We start from the raw sequence: 20,697 nt of genomic DNA on the forward strand, positions 1-20,697 counted from the left end.
GCATGACTATCGACTACCGCGATCTTACCGACAAAATTAAGCTATGGGGCCAAGATCTCGGCTTTCAGCATGTCGGGATCAGCGATGTCGATCTAACTCAGCACGAAGCACAGCTCCAACGCTGGCTAGATGCTGGCTACCATGGTGAAATGGATTGGATGGCCAGACATGGCATGATGCGGGCCCGCCCAGATGAGCTACACCCTGGTACGGTCAGAGTGATCAGCGTCAGAATGGATTACCTCCCCCCTGAGGCGGGGTTCGCTCAAAGCTTAAATCACCCAGAAACCGCTTATATCAGCCGTTATGCGCTAGGGCGAGATTACCACAAATTGATCCGCAACCGACTTAAACGTCTCGGCCAACAAATTGAACAGGAGGTTGGGCAATTTGGTTATCGCCCATTTGTTGATTCAGCGCCAATTCTAGAGCGGCCACTGGCAGATAAAGCAGGGGTAGGCTGGACGGGAAAACACTCACTGATTCTCAGTAAAGAGGCGGGATCATGGTTTTTCTTGGGCGAATTGCTTATCGACTTGCCGCTACCGATCGATCAACCAGTCGAAAATCAATGCGGTAAATGTGTTGCCTGCATGACAAGTTGTCCCACCGGTGCCATTGTGGAAGACGGGGTTGTGGATGCTCGCCGTTGTATTTCTTATCTAACCATTGAATATGATGGGGTGATCCCAGAAGAATTTCGTGCACCTATCGGTAACCGTATCTATGGTTGTGATGATTGCCAGCTCGTTTGCCCGTTTAATCGATTCTCTAAGATAACCACCGAGCAGGACTACTACTGCCGTGAGGCTTTATATCAGCAATCACTTATCACGCTTTATCAATGGAGTGAGACTGAGTTTCTCAAACATACCGAAGGGTCAGCAATCCGTCGCATTGGGCACATCCAATGGTTGCGTAACCTGACAATTGCTATGGGCAATGCCCCTTATGACGTCAATATCATTGCGGCACTTAAACAGCGCCTCGGCGAAAATGAACTTGTTGATATTCATATCCACTGGGCGTTAGAACAGCAACAGGCTCACCACGAAACAGTTGCAATCACGGTGCTACCCGCCCGCACTAAACGCTTGATCAGAATTGTCGAAAAAGGTCTGCCGCGTGATGCCTAAATCGCGCTATTTAGCCACCTGCAACACAACAAAACTGCCCCCAAAAATGATGTGAGCCGAAGCCGACTCTAACGCAAATGTGGAAAACATTTTCATTCTTGCGTTTTTTTGCTCAAATAAAAATATTAAACACAGGTCAAAATCCTGCACCTAATAAAAGTTATTCAAATCGACGCGTTGTGGAAATTGGTGTATATAACCATTGAAGATAAATAATATAACCAATGATAATCAATGGCTTAGCCTGTTGATAATATATCAACGGCTTTTATTTAAGATGAGGATAAAAAGATAAATACAGACTTGTTCACACGGCATCGGCACACGTAATTAACCGACTTACCCACAGTTTAATTTTGTGGATAACTCTGTGCACGATCTCATTATTTTCAACCCAAAGACAACTCTAGCCCACGAATCACAAGGGATTCCAGCTAAACAAGGCAGGGATAAGTAAAGCAGATACGATTCACAGCCCTCTGTCGGTAACATCACTGTGTTACCCGTATCAACAAAACAAAAGAGCATGTGTCGTCATATAGACAGCAGTACGCATGTACTGACTACAGAGCATCGTGATTTTCTGAGATAACAACAAACAGCCAATTAAGGCCGTTAAGCAAATCACTGATGATGTCATTGAAGCTGCTGCTTCTAAAGGTCCTATAACCACTTGTTACAGAACATTGAAGCAATACACACAGTTACCGATTGTCGAATAACGAAGGAATATTGCAATTGAACTAATACTTCACAGTAGTAGCTTTGCCGTTCCCATGCAGTCTGCAGTGGCGGCATAATTGGAGCGACACACGAGGTTCCCGATCTTCGAGGAGCTAGGCGTGACCTCAACCTTGACAAGGTTGTGTTTGACCTACTTTACCTGTGTTCACTGTCTCACCACTTTCGTCATGAGATTTAAATTGGAGCGACACACGAGGTTCGAACTCGTGACCTCAACCTTGGCAAGGTTGCGCTCTACCAACTGAGCTAGTGTCGCATATTCTCTAACGAGAATTGGTTGCGGGGGCCGGATTTGAACCAACGACCTTCGGGTTATGAGCCCGACGAGCTACCAAGCTGCTCCACCCCGCGTCCGTATTGTGTCACCGTTAAGTACCGTGAGAACTATTTCCTTTACCACCTAAGCAGTAAAAGGCAATTTGGAGCGACACACGAGGTTCGAACTCGTGACCTCAACCTTGGCAAGGTTGCGCTCTACCAACTGAGCTAGTGTCGCATATTTACCGATAAGTCCGATAACAACTGGCTTCCACATCAAAAAAGAAGTGGAGCGACACACGAGGTTCGAACTCGTGACCTCAACCTTGGCAAGGTTGCGCTCTACCAACTGAGCTAGTGTCGCATATTTACCGATAAGTCCGATAACAACTGGCTTCCACATCAAAAAGAAGTGGAGCGACACACGAGGTTCGAACTCGTGACCTCAACCTTGGCAAGGTTGCGCTCTACCAACTGAGCTAGTGTCGCATATTCTCTAACGAGAATTGGTTGCGGGGGCCGGATTTGAACCAACGACCTTCGGGTTATGAGCCCGACGAGCTACCAAGCTGCTCCACCCCGCGTCCGTATTGTGTCACCGTTAAGTACCGTGAGAACTATTTCCTTTACCACCTAGCAGTAAAAGGCAATTTGGAGCGACACACGAGGTTCGAACTCGTGACCTCAACCTTGGCAAGGTTGCGCTCTACCAACTGAGCTAGTGTCGCATATTCTCTAACGAGAATTGGTTGCGGGGGCCGGATTTGAACCAACGACCTTCGGGTTATGAGCCCGACGAGCTACCAARCTGCTCCACCCCGCGTCCGTATTATTTGAAAAACAAAACATTTTAAGAATTGCCTTTCGAGGCTGCGCATTATACGAGGAAAATCGCCGGATGCAATACTTCTCAAGAAAAATCTGACTTTTCCCTCGCGACTGCCTAATTCACCATCAAATATTAAAAATCTGCTCACGATAGTAGCGCAGTTCATTAATGGAATCACGGATATCATCCAATGCTAAATGGCTACCTTTTTTATTTAACCCATCAAGCACTTCAGGTTTCCAACGACGAGCCAGTTCTTTAAGTGTGCTTACATCCAAATAGCGGTAGTGAAAATATTGCTCCAACTCTGGCATGTGTTTATACAAAAAGCGACGATCTTGACCTATGCTGTTACCACAAATGGGCGATACCCCTTTCGGTACCCATTGCTCAAGAAATGCAATCGTCTGGCGAACCGCCGCCGCTTCATCAAGTTGACTTTGGCGCACTCGCTCGACCAAGCCACTATTAGTATGGGTAGTGGTACACCACTCATCCATTTTCGCCAATTCAGCGTCAGGCTGATGAATGGCCAACACGGGGCCTTCTGCAAGAATGTTTAGCTGAGCATCGGTAACGATAGTCGCCATTTCAATAATTTGATGGGTTTCTGGATCCAACCCCGTCATCTCTAAATCAATCCAAATAAGGTTCTGATCGCTGATCGTCATCGGATATTGCCTATTCTATGAGTAAACCATGTATGATAATACCAAACGCAGCTAATGTCTGATGCTGATAGCCAGCAATTTAACAGACAGGGGCTACCGCAGGTATTTTACCGTAAGCCAACTTAACTGAACGATATTCTTGTGGCCAAACAGAAAAAGCTTACCAAAGGTCAGAGCCGTCGCGTACGCTCCAACCAAAATAAACGTCTACAGCGTGAAAAAAATGAAGTCCAGTGGGATGAATCCTTATTGGAGTCTGCCCGTGAAGGCCTAGTGATCACTCGCTTCGGTCAGCACGCGGATGTTGAAGACCCTGAAACCGGGATCATTCACCGCTGTAATCTCCGCCGTAGCATCCAGAGCTTAGTCTCTGGTGACCGTGTAGTCTGGCGACCCGGTGTAGAGACCTTGCATGGGATCTCCGGGGTTGTCGAAGCTGTTCACGACCGGGAATCGATGCTGACGCGTCCTGACTATTATGATGGTGTTAAAGCTGTCGCAGCGAACGTCAATCAGATCGTCATTGTTTCTGCCATCTTACCGGAGCTGTCGCTGAACATTATCGACCGCTATCTAATTGCAGCAGAAACGGTAGGTATTAAACCACTCATCGTCCTGAATAAAATCGATCTTCTTGATGCGCCCACACGAGCGAGCGTAGAAGACACGCTTTCCCTTTACGGCAAAATTGGCTATCAGGTTCGCCTTGTCAGTAGCGATACCGGGGAAGGTATGGATGTGCTGAAAAGTGATCTCAAAGATCATGTGAACATTTTTGCCGGGCAATCAGGGGTCGGTAAATCCAGCATGGTCAACAGCCTGATGCCGGAAGTCGATGCTGAAATCGGGGATGTGTCTGAAAACTCTGGTTTAGGTCAGCACACCACAACGGCAGCACGACTGTACCACTTCCCGGAAGGCGGGGATTTAATTGACTCGCCGGGTGTACGTGAGTTTGGCTTATGGCACCTTGAACCCGAACAAGTCACTGAGGCTTTCGTGGAATTTAGCGACTACCTCGGGGGATGTAAATTCCGTGACTGTAAACACGGGGACGATCCAGGCTGTATCATCCGCGAAGCCGTGGAAGAGGGCAAAATCAGTCGAGAACGTTACAATAGCTACCACCGGATCATTGAAAGCATGTCCGAGAATGTCGCCAACCGCCAGTTCTCTCGGAACAAACCTGACTAATCCCTCCTCATCGCTCCCCCGAAAAAGGGGAGCTTGTTCAGCTATCGCTATTAACTGACTTTAGTTATTAACTTAGGTATGATGGCAAGTTAACGTTATGAATAAATCTTGTTGATCGCTGATAGTTTCTGGAAACGATACCGTGCACGATAATTTCAAAATCGGCCTGCAGTACTGCGCGCCCAAACAAACCCTGACCCAAGTTGCTGGCAAACTGGCCTCGCTGAAAGCCGGGAAATTGACGACGGCGGTGATCCGCTGGTTTATCCGTCAGTACGGCATTGATATGAATGAGGCGCGTAATCCGGATCCAGCCGCTTACGCTACCTTCAATGATTTCTTTGTACGAGAACTAAAAGACGGTGCTCGTCCTATCAATCAAGATAGTCAAATCATCTGCCATCCTGCAGATGCCTGTGTTAGCCAGCTGGGTCCGATTACCGATGGTGAACTGATCCAAGCCAAAGGGCACACTTACGAAGCTGTCGAACTACTCGGTGGCGACACTGAACTGGCTGCTGAATTTAAAGATGGCCATTTCGCCACGCTGTACCTGTCACCGAAAGATTATCATCGCGTACACATGCCATGTGACGGTACCCTGCGCCAAATGATCTACATCCCTGGCGATTTGTTCTCGGTCAATCCACTGACAGCACAGAATGTACCCAACCTATTTGCGCGTAATGAACGTGTCGTTTGTATTTTCGAGACTGCATTTGGACCAATGGCACAAGTTCTGGTTGGTGCCACTATTGTCGGTAGCATTGAAACTGTCTGGGCCGGCACTATCACGCCACCCCGCAGCCCACAAATCCATCGCTGGGACTACCTGGTGGACGGCGAACAAGCCATTACGTTGAAGAAAGGCGAAGAGATGGGTCGCTTCAAGCTCGGCTCAACCGTGATCAACCTGTTCCCGCACGGTGCCATCAACTTTGTTGAAGACCTTACCCCAGGCACACCAACACAAATGGGCAGCGCCTACGCACAACGTGTCGCAGACGATTCCACAGAAGTATAACTGGTTAACATTTTCAAACAAAAGGGGGCGGTCTGGCCCCTTTTTTTATGTAGAAAATTGACCACACCGAGGAATTTTTAACCACCCAAATAGTATGCTGATACGAGTCCAATAATCGAAGCAAACCAACATACTATGAAAAATATAACCTTTTCCCAGCTCGTTAAACTGCTGGTCGCGTTCGGGATCCCGCTAGGGATACTGGCGCTACCTATTGATGCAATTCCAATCGATAACCTAACCCTGATCCAGCACCGATTGCTGGCAATCTTTGCCCTCGCGGCACTACTCTGGGTGCTCGAACCCGTCCCTGTTTTTGCTACCTCCATATTGATCATTGCCCTTGAACTGATCATGATTTCCGATAAAGGCCTGAATCTATTTCGCGTCCCCCCTGCCGGACACGATATGGGCGAAATGCTAAAATACACCGATATCTTCGGCGCTTTTTCATCACCGATCATTATTCTGTTCATGGGGGGCTTTGCACTCGCCATCGCCGCCTCGAAATATGAACTGGATAATAATCTAGCTCGAGTGTTACTGAAGCCTTTTGGCACCCAACCGAAGTTCATCATGCTTGGGTTGATGCTGATCACGGCTATATTCTCAATGTTCATGTCCAACACGGCCACAACCGTGATGATGCTCGCTCTGCTGGCACCAATTGTCGCTTCCGTCCCCAAAGGGGATATCGGGATCAAGGCACTGGTACTGTGTATTCCAATTGCGGCCAACACTGGCGGGATCGCTACACCAATCGGTACCCCACCCAATGCTATCGCCCTGCAATACCTGACTGGTGATAATGCGATCAGCTTTCTGGGATGGATGATGCTTGGTCTGCCCTTTGTTATCGTCCAGCTCACCTTTGCCTGGTGGTTACTGCAAAAGCTATTTCCCTCATCCCAAAGTCATATGCAACTTAAGCTAGAAGGAGCATTCCAAAAAAGCTGGCAAGCGATTGTGGTCTATATCACTTTTGCCTTAACGATCTTGTTGTGGATGACCACCAGCCTGCATGGCATGAACACCTATGTGGTCTCCATTATTCCTCTGGCCGTGTTTACCCTGACAGGGATCATGGGTAAAGAAGAACTCAAACTGATTAACTGGGATGTTCTGTGGTTAGTCGCAGGGGGAATCGCGATTGGAATCGGTCTCGATAAAACCGGGCTGGCCGAAGCCCTTGCCCATGCCGTTGACTATAGCTCTCTGTCACCCATTGCGGTCGTCCTAACCTTGTCGCTCATTTGCTGGATCATGGCAAACTTCATGTCTAACACCGCCACCGCCAACTTATTAATGCCAATTGCCGCAGCCGTTGCCGCCTCAATGGAAAGCCTTGTCACCATGGGTGGCCTGCAGGGCGTACTGGTTGTGGTCGCCTTCTCGGCCTCTCTCGGTATGATCCTACCCGTATCGACCCCACCCAACTCGCTGGCCTACTCCACCGGGCTCATTGAAAGTAAAGACATGGCCAAAACCGGTATCATTATCGGCGTGGTTGGTCTCGCCATCGTTTACCTTGCGGCATTAATCATTACCTAGCCGATCCACCAAAAGGCCGCACCCGCGGCCTTTATTGCGAATAAATACCCATCATGATTATTCATCACCCAAAAAAGACAAAATGTAACTAATGATTAATCAATCATTGCCGATAACATCTAATCCGGCACTGACTCGCCGACAGAAACCCCCAATAAGCATGTTGCCTAATTATCGAGCTACTCATCAAGCAGAAAGGCCGCAAAGAGAAACGATATGAAATTAACGATCAAGCTAAAAATACAGATCGCCATTGCGGTGATCATCGCAGCCGTCAGCACCGTACAGGCCTGGATTTCCATCTCTCAACTCACACAGGAAACGACCACCGAAGTCAGTGATCAGATGCGCGGAATCGGCCAAGCCACCAGCCGTAACATCAGTGACTGGATCGCCATTCGCAGTGAAATGATGCTGGCAAATGAAAGTCTCATCGCCAATCAAGATAATATTGACCGTGAACTACTATTAACCAAACGAGCAGGGCAATTTCTGTCAGTCTATGCCGGGTTTGATAATGGTAAAATTGCCTATGGCGATAAATCTGAAAGCTGGCCTGCCGACTACGATCCCCGCACTCGTCAGTGGTATCAAGATGCCATGCGCAAAAATGGCCTGATCCTCACCGAACCTTATAAGGATTTTGATGGCAGTATGGTGGTGAGCTTTGCTAAAGCATTCCACGGCCAGCACAAGGGTGTGCTTGCCGCTGATCTGACTATCACCGATATCATTGAGCGCGTACTCGATCTGCATTTAGACAACGACGGCTTTGCGTTCTTGGTCGACGGCAACAACAACATTGTCGCGTATCGTGATGAGTCACTGAGCCAAAAACCGCTCTCCCAGTTAGATACCGATCTAACACCAGCATTACTGAAACAAATTGAATCGCAGCAATCAATCCATACCTTTATGCTCGATAGTAACGGGCGCAACCAGTTAATCTATGCGACCCCTATTGCGGGCACAGACTGGACGCTCGCACTAGTAGAAGATAAAGCATTAGCTTACGCGTCTATTGATAAGCAGATGACCTTCGTTATTTTGGCTTCATTGGCGCTTTATGTTGTCATTGCCATCATTGCCACTATGATCATTAATAATCTTTTGCGTCCACTGTCCCGTTTAAATCAGTCAGTCGAACAACTCGCTCAAGGTAGTGGAGATCTTACCCAGCGTATTGAAATCGAGCGGATGGATGAAATTGGTGAATTAGCCAGTAATATGAACCGCTTCCTCGGCCAGCTACAAACCATGATTAAGAGTATTGTTGACCAGTCCAACTCACTTGGTGAGCATGCACAACGATCAGCACAACAAACGGAGCTCGCCACGGTGAGAGTGGCGGATCAACAAAACGACATCAACCAAATAGCCACTGCCATCCATGAGATGTCCGCCACCTCCGCTGAAGTCGCTAGTCATGCCGAAATGACAGCGGCGGCTGCACAGGCATCCACGGCATCGTGCGAAGAAGGCCAAGGTGTCATAGGTAAAAACCGCGAAGCAATTACATCACTGGCCAATCAGGTGCAAGATGCCGCTCAGGTGATCCATAAACTGGAAAACAATGCACAAGACATTAACCAGATTTTATCAACCATCCAGAGCATTGCCGAACAAACCAATTTACTGGCCCTGAATGCCGCCATCGAGGCAGCACGGGCCGGTGAGCAAGGTCGAGGATTTGCCGTCGTCGCTGATGAAGTCCGGGTACTGAGCCAACGTACCCATGACTCAACCGAAGAAATTCGCGGCATGATTGATACCTTACAACACAATACTCGCCAAGCCGTAGACAGTATGCAAGCCAGTACCGAACTAGCAGGAGAGAGCGTCGGTTTTGCCGAGGATGCCAGTGAGAGCCTCAACCAAATCACCCTCGCCATCACTGAGATCTCTGACATGGCGACACAAATCGCCAGTGCTGCCGAAGAGCAGCGAGCGGTCAGCGAAGATATCAGTCGCAATACCCAAGCGATAAAGGATGTGTCCGACCACTTGGCTATACAAACCGATGAGGTCACTCAAGGTAGCAAAGAAATGCACCGTGCCGCGACGTCGATGCGCACCGATGTACTGCGCTTCAAGATCTAATTTGCACGATCACTGCGGCTGTCTAATGACAGCCGCAGATATCTCACCTCAAACAAAAATCATTAACTGCCTCCCAACCTGAATTTCGACCTTTCATATTTCATGCAATATATTGAGATATAGGTACAAAATAAAAAATCCTCACACAAATTACACACACCCTAGCCAATATCCACTTACACTAAAAACGGTGCATCAACAGAAGCGATCATAAACACATAGCCTGATCCGCATTCCGAATGGTGCTCGCTCACGAGAAAACAAAGAACACGAGGAGAATGTAGTGAAAAAGCATACCCTAGCCGTCTTGGTTTTAACCGCCGCAATCTGTGGCGTAAACACGGCCAGTGCCGCAGAATGGAGTTATCAAGGCGAGCATGGCGCAGCACATTGGGGAGAAGAATTTGCGACCTGTAGTCAGGGCATGAACCAAACCCCGGTTGACATCAAAACCCCCACCGAGGCGGAGCTGGCCCCACTGCATATTGACTATCAAGGTACGGTGACCAATATCATCAACAATGGCCATACTGTTCAGGCCAATGTCAGCGGCAACAATACCCTTCAGGTTGATGGCGATACCTTTGAGCTGAAGCAATTTCACTTCCACACCCCGTCTGAAAACTTCATTGACGGCAAACAGTTCCCACTAGAAGTGCATTTTGTTCATGCTAATAGTAAAGGCCAGCTTGCCGTTATTAGTGCAATGTTCGAAACGGGACCTCGGGGGAATGAAGCCTTTAATGATCTTCTGACGACCATTCCAGCTAACGGTGAACAAATCGCCATCAGCAATCCCCTCAGCCCAGCAGCACTATTGCCTCGCGAGCGTGAATATTTTCGTTTTAACGGCTCATTGACCACCCCACCATGCAGCGAAGGGGTACGTTGGTTTGTTATGCAAGAGCATCAAACCAGCAGTAAATCGCAAACAGACGCCTTACACAACGTGATGGGAAATAATGCTCGGCCATTACAACCATTGAATGCTCGGCTGATATTGAAATAAGCCTTGTAGTATTTCAATAAACGGCATAACAGCCATCAAACAAAGGTGATATTGATAGTCATTTGCATTTAGGTGGGGTTTTGAGTATGATTTAGCCATTACGGTAAGATGCCTTGGAATCCTAACCTACTGCTTATTCGTAAATACACTGTAAATGCTCGCTGTTCCCCCAGCACTGGCCGCTATGCACACATGAAAAAGCGCGGTGATTTGCCGCGCTTTTTCATCAACTTAGATCTTATATTGCTAAGCAGGATCCTACTCTAGCAACATTATGCAATCTCGATCGGGAATGCAGTCACTTGATCAATGTGATCCAGCTGCTGCGCGAGCATGATCAACCTATCCACGCCCAAAGCCACACCAGCACAATCTGGAAAACCCGCACGCAACGCGTTCACAAGATGCATATCTATCGGCTGGGCTGCGAGCCCCATCGCGATACGCTTATGGTTATCTGCTTCAAAGCGAACCAACTGCTCATCACCGTCAGACAATTCATGAAATCCATTCGCCAGCTCAATCCCTTTGAAATACACCTCGAATCGCTCGGCCACCCGGCTATCCTCTGAACTGATCTGAGCAAGTGCGGCCTGAGATGCTGGAAAATCATAAACAAAAACCGGCACTTGCTGGCCAATTTCAGGCTCAATACCAATACTGAAAAGCAGCTGGAGCAAAGTATCACGATCCTCTTCTGGATCCGCAATATCGGCTAACCCCAGCTTGGCGGCAGCCTGTTTTAACTCAACCATCCCCCCCGCTAGTGGACATACCCCCAACACCTCAATAAACGCCTGTTGGTATGTCATGCGTTGTGCCGAACCACAACCTAATACCAGCTGCAGTAACTCATCCATCTCATCCATCAGATCTTGATGATCAAATCCCGGGCGGTACCACTCCAGCATGGTGAATTCCGGATTGTGATAACGGCCTGATTCTTCATTTCGGAACGATTTACAGATCTGGTAAATCGGACCACTGCCCATCGCCAGTAAACGTTTCATATGGAATTCAGGGCTCGTCATCAGATAAAGAATCTGACCTTGCGCAAAACCGGGGCCTACAAACTCAGTCTGAAAAGTGTGGAGATGCACATCGGTCACTGTCGCCTGACTCATTGCAGGGGTATCAACTTCCATCACCTCACGACGAGCAAAGAAATCACGAATAGCAGCCAGAGTCGCTGCACGCTGTTTAAGCTGGGCAAGGGTTGCCGTAGATTGCCAATGGGTTGTCATAGCCGATATTCATCTTCATCGTGGTATCAATATTAGCCATGATTTTAGCAAATCTGTGCCTATCGCACAGCCATCTCCCCACGTTGTCACTCTCAAAACAAAATATGAAAATTTGTGAAAGAACATGATCATTTCACCACCACAAAGAAAGCAAAACAACCACCAAAAACACACCAAAGATTAACAATTGCACCACAGATAGCGCACAACTGTAATATTCACTCGTATGGTGATTCCAAAGGGGAATGGAAAACTTTTTTTTATTATGACCTTAGGACAAATACCAGCTACACGTGATTAATGAGCCATAAACAAACGAAACAAATAAACTCAATCATTTAACAATCACAAAACATGACAATTTGTGACAATAATCACATTTTCTGTAATCACTTTATACTTTATGGTTATTTCATTAAAAAAGCCGCGTCTAAATCATATTTTCTCTCGCTTTTGTTTCATAAAATAGCAGCAGGATTTCAAGGATAAGTACGCTCAGGCGTACTTTTTTAAATTTTATCGTCTTACCTTCGGAGGATAGCTGTGAAGACTATTACCACAGATATCGCTGTTATCGGCGCTGGCGGTGCCGGCCTGCGTGCAGCCATTGCTGCTGCAGAAGCAAACCCAGACTTGGAAATTGCACTGATTTCTAAAGTATACCCAATGCGTTCGCACACCGTTGCGGCAGAGGGTGGTTCCGCAGCTGTCATCAAGGATGAAGATAGCTTAGATAATCACTTCAACGATACTGTTGGCGGTGGTGACTGGCTATGTGAACAGGACGTTGTTGAATATTTTGTAGAAAATGCAACACGCGAAATGACTCAGCTGGAGCAGTGGGGCTGTCCATGGAGCCGTAAAGAAAACGGTGAAGTGAATGTGCGTCGCTTCGGCGGGATGAAAGTTGAGCGTACTTGGTTTGCCGCGGATAAAACCGGCTTCCATATGCTACACACCCTGTTCCAGACCTCTATTAAATATTCACAAATTAACCGCTTCGACGAATACTTTGTGGTTGATCTGATCGTCGATGACGGTGAAGTTCAAGGTCTTGTGGCTATCCACATGTCTGAAGGCGAACTCGTTTGTATCAAAGCTAAATCGGTTGTGCTTGCAACCGGTGGTGCTGGTCGTGTGTACAACTGCAACACCAATGGTGGCATCGTGACCGGTGATGGTATGGCAATGGCATTCCGCCATGGTATCCCACTGCGTGACATGGAATTCGTTCAATACCACCCAACCGGCCTACCTGGTACCGGCATTCTGATGACAGAAGGTTGTCGTGGTGAAGGCGGTATCATGCTGAACAAGAATGGCTACCGCTACTTGCAAGATTACGGTATGGGCCCAGAAACACCAATCGGCCATCCTAAAAATAAATACATGGAACTGGGTCCTCGTGACAAAGTTTCACAAGCCTTCTGGCATGAAATGCAGAAAGGCAACACCATCAAGCACCCGCTTGGCGATGTTGTGCACCTGGATTTACGTCACCTAGGTAAAGAATACCTACACGAGCGTCTACCGTTTATCTGTGAGCTATCAAAAGCCTACGTTAACGTTGACCCGGCAGAAGAGCCAATTCCAATTCGCCCAACCGTACACTACACCATGGGCGGTATCGAGACAGACAACCACAATGAAACTCGCATTAAAGGCTTGTTCGCGGTGGGTGAGTGTTCTTCTGTTGGTCTGCACGGTGCAAACCGTCTAGGTTCTAACTCGCTGGCTGAGCTAGTTGTCTTTGGTCGCCTAGCCGGTGAAGGTGCCGCTAAGCGCGCTGAAGAATTCAAAGGCTGGAATGACGCAGCAGTTACCGCACAAACAGAAGCCGTTCAAGCGCGTATTGATGCCCTATTGGCACAAGAAGGCGATGAGAACTGGGCCGATATCCGTACTGAAATGGGTCACTCCATGGAAGCGGGTTGTGGTATCTACCGTCAACAAGATTTGATGGAAGCGACCATTGAGAAGCTGGCTGAATTGCGTAAGCGTTTCAAGAACATCAGCATCAAAGACAAAGGCAAGGTTTTCAATACCGATCTGCTTTACGCTATCGAAATCGGTTATGGCCTAGAAGTTGCGCAAGCAATGGCTCACTCAGCACTAGAGCGTCGCGAGTCACGTGGTGCGCACCAGCGTCTAGACGACGGTTGCACAGAGCGTGATGACGTGAACTTCCTGAAGCACACGTTAGCATTCTACAACGGTGACGACGCACCTCGCATTGAGTATAGCGACGTGACAATCACGAAATCTCAGCCTAAAGCCCGTCTATACGGTGCTGCTGCTGAAGAAGCTGCTGCACAAGAAGCCGCTGAGCAAAAGCAACAAGAGGAGCAGGCATAATGTCAGATAATCGCATCCAGAAAGTAGAAATCATGCGTTATGACCCGGCCAAAGACGCAGAACCGTACTTCGAAATGTTCGAAGTTCCGTTCAATGAAACCATGTCAGTACTTGATGCGCTGGGTTACATCAAAGATAACCTAGACAAAGATCTGGCTTACCGTTGGTCTTGCCGTATGGCGATCTGTGGTTCTTGCGGCATGATGGTTAATAAGGTGCCAAAACTGGCCTGTAAGACTTTCCTTCGCGACTACCCGAATGGCCTAAAAATCGAAGCATTGGCTAACTTTGCAATCGAGAAAGATCTGATTGTCGATATGACGCCATTCATCGAGCGTTTAGAAGCGATCAAACCATACATCATCGGTAATGAGCGCACGCCGGAAGACGGTCCAAACAACCAGACGCCAGCGCAAATGGCGAAATACAAGCAATTTGCAAGCTGCATCAACTGTGGCCTATGCTACGCAGCTTGTCCGCAGTTTGGCCTGAACCCTGAGTTCATTGGCCCTGCCGCGCTAACACTGGCTCACCGTTACAACCTAGACAGCCGTGACAACGGTGCTGATGAGCGTATGAAGCTGATCAACGGTGAAAACGGTGCATGGGGCTGTACATTTGTGGGTTACTGTTCTGAAGTTTGTCCGAAGAGCGTTGATCCAGCAGCAGCGGTTAACCAAGGCAAAGTGGAATCATCTAAAGATTTCGTTATTGCCATGCTGAAACCTCAGGAGGCATAAGGATGAGCAACCGTAAACCTTACGTTCGCGAAATGACCCGTACTTGGTGGAAAGATCTTCCTTTCTACCGCTTCTACATGGTCCGTGAAGCAACAGTACTACCATTGATTTTCTTCACTATCTGTTTGACCTTTGGTCTTGGCAGCCTAGTGAAAGGCCCTGAAGCTTGGCAAGGCTGGTTAGAGTTCATGGCCAACCCTGTTGTCATCATTCTGAACATCGTGGCATTGGCGGGTAGCCTGTTCCATGCTCAGACATTCTTCAGCATGATGCCGCAAGTTGTGCCAATCAAACTGAAAGGCAAAACTGTCGACAAGAAAATCATCGTTCTTGCTCAGTGGGCAGCGGTCGCCGCTATTTCACTGTTCGTTCTAGTACTCGTTTAAGGAGAGCACTGTGGTTAATCTAAATCCTAAGCGTTCTGACGAACCAGTATGGTGGGGCCTATTCGGTGCTGGCGGTACATGGTTTGCAATGCTAACCCCTGTTACTGTCTTGGTGCTGGGTATTATGGTTCCGCTTGGCATGCTTGATGCTGACGCGATGAGCTACGAACGTGTATCTGGCTTTGTCACCAGCATTATTGGTGCGCTGTTTACGATTGCAACGCTTTCGCTACCAATGTGGCATGCTATGCACCGTCTACATCACGGCATGCACGACCTGAAGTTCCATACAGGTACTGTTGGCAAAATTGCTTGCTACGCAACAGCATTCCTTGTGTCAGCCCTTGCTGTGATCTTTGTGTTCATGATCTAAGATCGGCTTGCTGAAAAACAAAAAAGCACCGCACATCGCGGTGCTTTTTTATGTATGGAACTTAACGATCATAGTCGTACATTACCCCCAATAAAAAAGGCCGCCATGGGCGACCTTCTTCAATCAGCAGGTAAAATTTATTTTACACGGCCAACATATTCACCTGAACGGGTATCAACTTTGATCACTTCGCCGATAGCGATGAACAAAGGAACACGTACTACCGCACCGGTAGACAGAGTTGCTGGCTTACCGCCTGTACCCTGAGTATCACCTTTCAAGCCTGGATCGGTTTCAACCACTTCTAGTTCGACAAAGTTCTGTGGTGTAATAGCAATCGGGTTACCGTTCCACAGTGTTAGTGTGCACGTGTTATTTTCAACCAACCACTTCGCATTATCACCCGCCGCTTTAACATCAGCCGCGATCTGCTCGAAGGTTTCATTGTTCATGAAATGGAAAAATTCACCATCGCTGTACAGGTAATCCAGCTCAGTATCAATTACATCAGCAGCTTCAACTGATTCACCAGATTTGAAAGTCTTCTCAAGAACCTTGCCAGAAAGCAGCTTACGGATCCGAACTCGGTTAAACGCCTGACCTTTACCTGGTTTTACAAATTCGTTTTCGATAATGACACACGGTTCATTATCTAGCATAATTTTCATTCCGCTGCGGAATTCATTGGTGCTGAAAGACGCCATGTTTTTCCTCTTAACATCTTCGAGTTGTCTACAATGCCGCATATAATAACCCGAAACGCATCATCTGTTGAGCAAAACTGGCTTAATGATCTTGCTAATGCGATTTCTGATCCGATCCAGCTACTTAAAACCCTAAAAATAGATCCCACCCCATGGGAACAGGGTCTTGCTGCTCGGCAATTATTTGCGCTGCGTGTCCCTATGAGCTTTGTCGAAAGAATGGAGATTGGCAACCCTTATGATCCATTGTTGCGACAAGTACTGCCCCTTGCTGAAGAATTCGACATCCATGACGGCTACTCTGTTGATCCGCTCGACGAGCAAGATAATGCCATTCCCGGCTTGCTGCATAAGTACCATAATCGGGTATTGATGATCGTCAAAGGGGGCTGTGCGGTAAACTGCCGCTACTGTTTCCGTCGCCATTTTCCCTATCAGGATAATCCAGGCAGTAAACGTAACTGGCAAGTTGCGCTCGACTATATTGCGGCGCACACGGAAATCAACGAAGTGATCTTATCTGGCGGTGACCCACTGATGGCCAAAGACAACGAGCTGGCCTGGTTGATTCAGGGGATTTCAGCCATCCCCCACATTACGCGACTGCGTATTCACTCTCGCCTGCCAGTGGTGCTTCCGACTCGTATTACCGACACGCTATGTCAGCAGCTCGCCGACACCCGCTTACAAGTGGTTTTCGTCACTCATATTAACCATGCCAATGAGATCAATGCCGAGCTGATAGCCGCCATGACCAAGCTCAAACAGGCCAACGTCACGTTACTGAATCAAGGGGTCTTACTGCGTGGTGTCAATGACTCGGTCATAGCCCTGAGCCAGCTAAGCGAAACACTGTTTACCGCCGGTATATTACCCTATTACTTACACGTTCTTGATCGTGTTCAAGGGGCGGCGCATTTCATGGTTGATGACACCGAGGCTCGACGCTTAATGGCCGGCCTAATGGAGAGTGTCTCTGGGTATCTGGTGCCTCGACTGACGCGCGAAATCGGTGGCAGAAACAGCAAAACGCCGCTTGATCTCCATCTTGAATAACACCTTCAATATTTTGGATTAATAGCTACTCATCAAGGCAGCGAAGCTGCCTTTTTTTGTAATCGTCATCTTTCACTCATACTTTCCTTAATAAATTCAAAATAGTGCCGCTTATTAAAAGCTTACGCTGCAAATTGGAACGCAGCTCACAAAATAAGCTAGGTACAATGATGCCCCTTAAACACAAACTCACCGCCTGCTTTGTCGCTTTGTCGTTAATCATTATTTTACTTCTGTCAACGCTGTCTTATCAGGCTCTGCGTGACGCCACCCTGCAGCGACTTAATGGGGAACTGGTCACTGCAGCCAATGCGGTGCAAAAAATCATTGGCCCACACACTCATGATCAACTTCACAACACCACGCCAGAAAACTATGCCGAGATTTCTGCCTATCTGGCCGAGTTTACCAGTGCCTCAAAGCTGGACTGGGTTTACTCCACAGTGATGGTCAACGGCCAGATCAATTATACCTATATCAACCAGACGCCCGAGGAAATGCATTCTGGCCGCTATGAAAGCTGGTATATGGAAGAGTACAAAATTGTCCCGAAGATGCTACATGTCGCCTTCAGTACCGGACAAGTGCAGTATGAAGACTATCAAGGCGAATATGGCCGTTACCGCTCCATTTTCCTCCCGTTCTATAACCAACAAGGTAAGCAGTATGTCATTGGCGTTGATATTTCACTGACTGACATTGATGCGATACTCAACCTAGCTCTTACACACACAGTGTTAGCGGGATTGTTTGTCATGATCCTCGTACTCGTCATTGAACGCCTGATCGCCTCCTCCTATCGTTTACCGGTCAATAGACCAAGCAAAGAATATCGGCAGCAGCGCTGACGATAACTGCTGTTGAACAACCTACGCAATGTTATTCAACAGCATTCATTTTAATCACAATATATTGTTTACTAGGAATGCCCCGTACCATGAAAAAATCACTCAGTTTGATCACTCTTGCCCTAATGGGTATGCATAATGCCCATGCCGCACCTTTGCTTAGTGATTTGAATGATACCCAGGCAGTTGAAACGCGCATTGCCGCTAGCAATGCTTGGCTAGAGATTGACACTCAAGCGTTTTCTAACAACCTTCAGTTGCTCAAGAAACAACTGAATGGCCAATCGAAAATCTGCGCCATAATGAAAGCCGATGCTTATGGAAATGGTATTGCCGGATTAATGCCAACCGTTATTGCCAACCAAATCCCATGCATTGGGATCACCAGCAATGAAGAAGCCCGAGCGGTACGTATGCACGGCTTTAAAGGCCAGCTGATGCGTGTTCGCTCGGCCAGCCGCAACGAGATTGAAGCGGGTCTGGCTTATCAGATCGAAGAGCTGATTGGCACTCGTGCACAAGCCCTGCAAATCATTGATATCGCGAAAACCCATGATACCCAAGTGCCAATTCATCTAGCGCTGAATACCTCGGGTATGGGGCGTAACGGTCTTGATCTCAGCACGGAAGAGGGCAAAGAAGAAGGCTTGGCCATTGCCCAGTCTCCCGACCTGAAAATTGTCGGTATGATGACTCACTTCCCTAACGAAGATATCGCCGTTATTAAACAGAAAATCGGCCAGTTCAAAACCGAAACCCAATGGCTGATCGACAACTCACCACTACAACGTGAAGATATTACCCTGCATGCGGCTAACTCATTCCTTACCATGAACGTACCTGAGGCGCACTTGGACATGGTGCGTCCCGGAGGCATCATTTACGGTGACTACCCAGGAAAGAGCCCATATAAACGTATTGTGTCATTCAAAACCCGCATTGCATCACTGCATCACTTCCCTGCCGGCAGCACCGTTGGTTATGGCAGTACTGCGGTACTCGATCGCGACGCCACACTTGCCAATTTACCGATTGGCTACTCTGATGGTTTTGCCCGCTCACTGGGAAATAAAGGAGAAGTATTGATCAACGGTCAGCGCGCTAAGGTTATCGGCGTGGCATCAATGAATACCGTGATGGTCGATGTCACCGACATTCCAACCTGTAAAGAAAATGATGAAGTGGTCATTTTTGGCCCACAGCGCAATGATAAAATCAGCAGCAGTGAAACGGAATCAAACAGTGGCCGGATCTTGCCTGAGCATTACACCATCTGGGGTTTAGCTAACCCACGAATTTATCTATAAATAGCCACATATAACCTTTAATAATGGCAGGCTGGCGCATCGTCAGCCTGTATTTATTAATGAAATATTTTTATCACCAACATTAAAAAAGATCATCCGCAATTTACTCGCTATTTAGTCCAACAAAGCGCATAGTCGCGCTCCAATCTGCTATTTGATAACAGCTAACTGCAAAGCTAGCCAAACTTTGCCACGCCTATCCAAAATCATTACCACGAGAACGAGTAACGCAATGAAAATTGGCATTCTCTCCCAGAACGAAAACCTGTATTCCACCCGTCGTCTCCGCGAAGCTATTGAGCAACGTGGCCATGAAGCGGTTATTATCAACGCCTTACGTTGTTATATGAATATTAACTCGGTCAAACCATCGATTCATTTCGAAGGTCAGGATTTGACAGGCTTTGATGCCATCATTCCTCGTATCGGTGCCGATATTACTTTCTTCGGCTGCTCGGTACTGCGCCAGTTTGAGATGATGGATGTGTTTTCGGTCAACCAGTCGATTGCCATCACTCGCTCACGAGATAAACTTCGTTCGCTGCAACTCCTGAGCCGTAAAGGTGTGGGGATGCCGATCACGGGGTTTGCCAGCAAGCCGGATGATGTGCCTGATCTGATCAAAATGGTTGGTGGCGCACCGATTGTTATCAAGTTGCTTGAAGGTACACAAGGCATTGGCGTGGTACTAGCGGAAACACAAAAAGCAGCTGAAAGTGTCATTGAAGCGTTCATGGGGCTAAAAGCCAATATCATGATCCAAGAGTTTATCGAAGAAGCGGGCGGTGCGGATATTCGCTGCTTTGTGATCGGCGATAAAGTGATTGCCGCAATGAAACGTCAGGGCGCAGAAGGAGAGTTCCGTTCTAACCTTCACCGTGGTGGTAGTGCATCATTAGTACGCATCACACCAGAAGAGCGTAAAACCGCTGTAGCCGCCGCCAAAGCAATGGGGTTAAGCGTGGCTGGCGTTGACTTACTGCGTTCAAACCGTGGCCCGCTGGTGATGGAGGTGAACTCATCACCAGGCCTAGAAGGTATCGAGGGCGCAACGGGCAAAGATATTGCAGGTATGATTGTCGAGTACATTGAGAAAAACGCAGGCAAAGCGGCTAATCGCCGTCGTAACTCACAGCAATAATACACAGAGCAAAACCGAATATTAAAA

The 20,697-nt window shown here is 47.8% G+C and carries 17 protein-coding genes and 8 tRNA genes; 14 read left to right on the forward strand and 11 right to left on the reverse strand.

Annotated features, from left to right (window positions below; genetic code table 11):
* Positions 1-2 precede the first annotated feature (2 nt).
* On the forward strand, positions 3-1,136 hold the full coding sequence (gene queG, locus L4D12_RS16875) for a tRNA epoxyqueuosine(34) reductase QueG (RefSeq protein WP_428449012.1): 1,134 nt from the start codon (positions 3-5) through the stop codon (positions 1,134-1,136).
* A 924-nt stretch (positions 1,137-2,060) separates the two neighbouring features.
* Here the strand turns inward: queG and L4D12_RS16880 are convergent.
* The 9 genes from L4D12_RS16880 to orn form a co-directional block, all read right to left on the reverse strand.
* Positions 2,061-2,136 (reverse strand) — tRNA-Gly (locus L4D12_RS16880).
* A gap of 18 nt (positions 2,137-2,154) precedes the next feature.
* Positions 2,155-2,231: transfer RNA gene (locus L4D12_RS16885), tRNA-Met, on the reverse strand.
* A gap of 69 nt (positions 2,232-2,300) precedes the next feature.
* Positions 2,301-2,376: transfer RNA gene (locus L4D12_RS16890), tRNA-Gly, on the reverse strand.
* Positions 2,377-2,426: 50 nt separating this feature from the next.
* A tRNA-Gly gene (locus L4D12_RS16895) sits at positions 2,427-2,502 on the reverse strand.
* 49 nt (positions 2,503-2,551) lie between these two features.
* Positions 2,552-2,627 (reverse strand) — tRNA-Gly (locus L4D12_RS16900).
* Between the two features lie 18 nt (positions 2,628-2,645).
* A tRNA-Met gene (locus tag L4D12_RS16905) sits at positions 2,646-2,722 on the reverse strand.
* Positions 2,723-2,790: 68 nt separating this feature from the next.
* Positions 2,791-2,866: transfer RNA gene (locus tag L4D12_RS16910), tRNA-Gly, on the reverse strand.
* Between the two features lie 18 nt (positions 2,867-2,884).
* Positions 2,885-2,961 (reverse strand) — tRNA-Met (locus tag L4D12_RS16915).
* Positions 2,962-3,092: 131 nt separating this feature from the next.
* The gene (orn, locus tag L4D12_RS16920; protein ID WP_428449013.1) at positions 3,093-3,638 is read right to left on the reverse strand and encodes an oligoribonuclease; all 546 of its coding nucleotides are present in this window, start codon (positions 3,636-3,638) and stop codon (positions 3,093-3,095) included.
* Positions 3,639-3,779: 141 nt separating this feature from the next.
* Here orn and rsgA point away from each other — a divergent pair, with 141 nt between their 5' ends.
* The 5 genes from rsgA to L4D12_RS16945 all read left to right on the forward strand — a co-directional run bounded on the left by rsgA (position 3,780) and on the right by L4D12_RS16945 (position 10,516).
* Positions 3,780-4,832: a small ribosomal subunit biogenesis GTPase RsgA gene (rsgA, locus tag L4D12_RS16925; protein ID WP_428449014.1), complete on the forward strand. Its 1,053-nt coding sequence runs from the start codon at positions 3,780-3,782 to the stop codon at positions 4,830-4,832.
* Between the two features lie 142 nt (positions 4,833-4,974).
* The gene (asd, locus tag L4D12_RS16930; RefSeq protein WP_428449015.1) at positions 4,975-5,856 is read left to right on the forward strand and encodes an archaetidylserine decarboxylase; all 882 of its coding nucleotides are present in this window, start codon (positions 4,975-4,977) and stop codon (positions 5,854-5,856) included.
* 135 nt (positions 5,857-5,991) lie between these two features.
* Positions 5,992-7,407, forward strand: a complete 1,416-nt coding sequence (locus L4D12_RS16935) for an SLC13 family permease (protein WP_428449016.1) — start codon at positions 5,992-5,994, stop codon at positions 7,405-7,407.
* A gap of 216 nt (positions 7,408-7,623) precedes the next feature.
* Entirely contained in the window at positions 7,624-9,507 is a 1,884-nt protein-coding gene (locus tag L4D12_RS16940; RefSeq protein WP_428449017.1) for a methyl-accepting chemotaxis protein, read from the forward strand.
* 283 nt (positions 9,508-9,790) lie between these two features.
* A complete protein-coding gene (locus L4D12_RS16945) occupies positions 9,791-10,516 on the forward strand; it encodes a carbonic anhydrase (protein WP_428449018.1) in 726 nt (241 codons plus the stop codon).
* 272 nt (positions 10,517-10,788) lie between these two features.
* Here the strand turns inward: L4D12_RS16945 and epmA are convergent, their stop codons facing one another.
* Entirely contained in the window at positions 10,789-11,760 is a 972-nt protein-coding gene (gene epmA, locus L4D12_RS16950) for an elongation factor P--(R)-beta-lysine ligase (RefSeq protein WP_428449019.1), read from the reverse strand.
* A 543-nt stretch (positions 11,761-12,303) separates the two neighbouring features.
* On the opposite strand from epmA, the gene frdA reads away from it, so the two are divergent.
* The 4 genes from frdA to frdD are packed head-to-tail and all read left to right on the forward strand — an operon-like array spanning position 12,304 to position 15,614.
* The gene (frdA, locus tag L4D12_RS16955; RefSeq protein ID WP_428449020.1) at positions 12,304-14,115 is read left to right on the forward strand and encodes a fumarate reductase (quinol) flavoprotein subunit; all 1,812 of its coding nucleotides are present in this window, start codon (positions 12,304-12,306) and stop codon (positions 14,113-14,115) included.
* Positions 14,115-14,855 (forward strand): succinate dehydrogenase/fumarate reductase iron-sulfur subunit, encoded by a 741-nt coding sequence (locus L4D12_RS16960; RefSeq protein ID WP_428449021.1) that lies wholly within the window; start codon positions 14,115-14,117, stop codon positions 14,853-14,855. The genes frdA and L4D12_RS16960 overlap by 1 nt, the downstream gene beginning before the upstream one ends.
* Before the next feature lie 2 nt (positions 14,856-14,857).
* Positions 14,858-15,241 (forward strand): fumarate reductase subunit FrdC, encoded by a 384-nt coding sequence (gene frdC / locus L4D12_RS16965; RefSeq protein ID WP_428449022.1) that lies wholly within the window; start codon positions 14,858-14,860, stop codon positions 15,239-15,241.
* A gap of 10 nt (positions 15,242-15,251) precedes the next feature.
* The gene (gene frdD, locus L4D12_RS16970; protein ID WP_428449023.1) at positions 15,252-15,614 is read left to right on the forward strand and encodes a fumarate reductase subunit FrdD; all 363 of its coding nucleotides are present in this window, start codon (positions 15,252-15,254) and stop codon (positions 15,612-15,614) included.
* 137 nt (positions 15,615-15,751) lie between these two features.
* On the opposite strand, the gene efp is transcribed toward frdD, so the two are convergent.
* Positions 15,752-16,318 (reverse strand): elongation factor P, encoded by a 567-nt coding sequence (gene efp, locus L4D12_RS16975; RefSeq protein ID WP_428449024.1) that lies wholly within the window; start codon positions 16,316-16,318, stop codon positions 15,752-15,754.
* Between the two features lie 33 nt (positions 16,319-16,351).
* Between efp and epmB the strand changes: the two genes are divergently transcribed.
* The 4 genes from epmB (at position 16,352) to rimK (ending at position 20,670) form a co-directional block, all read left to right on the forward strand.
* Positions 16,352-17,374: an EF-P beta-lysylation protein EpmB gene (gene epmB, locus L4D12_RS16980; protein ID WP_428449025.1), complete on the forward strand. Its 1,023-nt coding sequence runs from the start codon at positions 16,352-16,354 to the stop codon at positions 17,372-17,374.
* A gap of 167 nt (positions 17,375-17,541) precedes the next feature.
* On the forward strand, positions 17,542-18,222 hold the full coding sequence (locus L4D12_RS16985) for a hypothetical protein (protein WP_428449026.1): 681 nt from the start codon (positions 17,542-17,544) through the stop codon (positions 18,220-18,222).
* An 89-nt stretch (positions 18,223-18,311) separates the two neighbouring features.
* The gene (gene alr, locus L4D12_RS16990) at positions 18,312-19,529 is read left to right on the forward strand and encodes an alanine racemase (RefSeq protein WP_428449027.1); all 1,218 of its coding nucleotides are present in this window, start codon (positions 18,312-18,314) and stop codon (positions 19,527-19,529) included.
* Between the two features lie 232 nt (positions 19,530-19,761).
* Positions 19,762-20,670, forward strand: coding sequence for a 30S ribosomal protein S6--L-glutamate ligase (gene rimK / locus L4D12_RS16995; protein WP_428449028.1), 909 nt, complete (start codon positions 19,762-19,764; stop codon positions 20,668-20,670).
* The last annotated feature ends 27 nt before the right edge of the window (positions 20,671-20,697 follow it).

It is taken from the genome of Photobacterium nomapromontoriensis, from assembly GCF_050336815.1.
Classification (GTDB): Bacteria; Pseudomonadota; Gammaproteobacteria; order Enterobacterales; family Vibrionaceae; genus Photobacterium; species Photobacterium nomapromontoriensis.

Coding starts and splice junctions, on each gene's coding strand:
- queG (WP_428449012.1), top strand. CDS start 3: ATGACTATCGACTACCGCGATCTTACCGACAAAATTAAGCTATGGGGC.
- orn (WP_428449013.1), bottom strand. CDS start 3,638: ATGACGATCAGCGATCAGAACCTTATTTGGATTGATTTAGAGATGACG.
- frdC (WP_428449022.1), top strand. CDS start 14,858: ATGAGCAACCGTAAACCTTACGTTCGCGAAATGACCCGTACTTGGTGG.
- L4D12_RS16935 (WP_428449016.1), top strand. CDS start 5,992: ATGAAAAATATAACCTTTTCCCAGCTCGTTAAACTGCTGGTCGCGTTC.
- efp (WP_428449024.1), bottom strand. CDS start 16,318: ATGGCGTCTTTCAGCACCAATGAATTCCGCAGCGGAATGAAAATTATG.
- epmB (WP_428449025.1), top strand. CDS start 16,352: ATGCCGCATATAATAACCCGAAACGCATCATCTGTTGAGCAAAACTGG.
- rimK (WP_428449028.1), top strand. CDS start 19,762: ATGAAAATTGGCATTCTCTCCCAGAACGAAAACCTGTATTCCACCCGT.
- alr (WP_428449027.1), top strand. CDS start 18,312: ATGAAAAAATCACTCAGTTTGATCACTCTTGCCCTAATGGGTATGCAT.
- L4D12_RS16960 (WP_428449021.1), top strand. CDS start 14,115: ATGTCAGATAATCGCATCCAGAAAGTAGAAATCATGCGTTATGACCCG.
- epmA (WP_428449019.1), bottom strand. CDS start 11,760: ATGACAACCCATTGGCAATCTACGGCAACCCTTGCCCAGCTTAAACAG.
- L4D12_RS16940 (WP_428449017.1), top strand. CDS start 7,624: ATGAAATTAACGATCAAGCTAAAAATACAGATCGCCATTGCGGTGATC.
- L4D12_RS16985 (WP_428449026.1), top strand. CDS start 17,542: ATGATGCCCCTTAAACACAAACTCACCGCCTGCTTTGTCGCTTTGTCG.